We start from the raw sequence: 446 nt of genomic DNA, 5'->3' as shown, positions 1-446 counted from the left end.
GTGGCGGAATTGGCAGACGCACCAGACTTAGGATCTGGCGCCGCAAGGCGTGGGGGTTCAAGTCCCTTCACCCGCACCATTTATTTTGCGCGGAAGTAGTTCAGTGGTAGAACACCACCTTGCCAAGGTGGGGGTCGCGGGTTCGAATCCCGTCTTCCGCTCCAAACTAGCCGGGGTGGCGGAACTGGCAGACGCACAGGACTTAAAATCCTGCGGTAGGTGACTACCGTACCGGTTCGATTCCGGTCCTCGGCACCAAAGATTTTTGCGTAAGCAAAATATCTTTCCATAAGGTGCGACAGCAAAATAATCTTCATTAATTTGCGACAGCAAAATATTTTTCCATACGTTACTATTATAGAATTAATTTGCGCCCGTAGCTCAATTGGATAGAGCGTTTGACTACGGATCAAAAGGTTAGGGGTTCGACTCCTCTCGGGCGCGCC

Annotated in this window: 3 tRNA genes; all 3 read left to right on the top strand. The window is 51.1% G+C overall.

Annotated features, from left to right (window positions below):
- Positions 1-89 precede the first annotated feature (89 nt).
- The 3 genes from JI667_RS21330 to JI667_RS21320 all read left to right on the top strand — a co-directional run bounded on the left by JI667_RS21330 (position 90) and on the right by JI667_RS21320 (position 444).
- A tRNA-Gly gene (locus tag JI667_RS21330) sits at positions 90-164 on the top strand.
- A gap of 5 nt (positions 165-169) precedes the next feature.
- Positions 170-258: transfer RNA gene (locus tag JI667_RS21325), tRNA-Leu, on the top strand.
- A 112-nt stretch (positions 259-370) separates the two neighbouring features.
- Positions 371-444 (top strand) — tRNA-Arg (locus tag JI667_RS21320).
- Positions 445-446: the final 2 nt, after the last annotated feature.

This window comes from Bacillus sp. NTK074B, from assembly GCF_017303375.1.
In the GTDB taxonomy this organism is placed as follows: domain Bacteria; phylum Bacillota; class Bacilli; order Bacillales; family Bacillaceae_B; genus Rossellomorea.
Note: the sequence above shows the minus strand (reverse complement) of the source record. Positions and strands in the feature narration are given on the sequence as shown.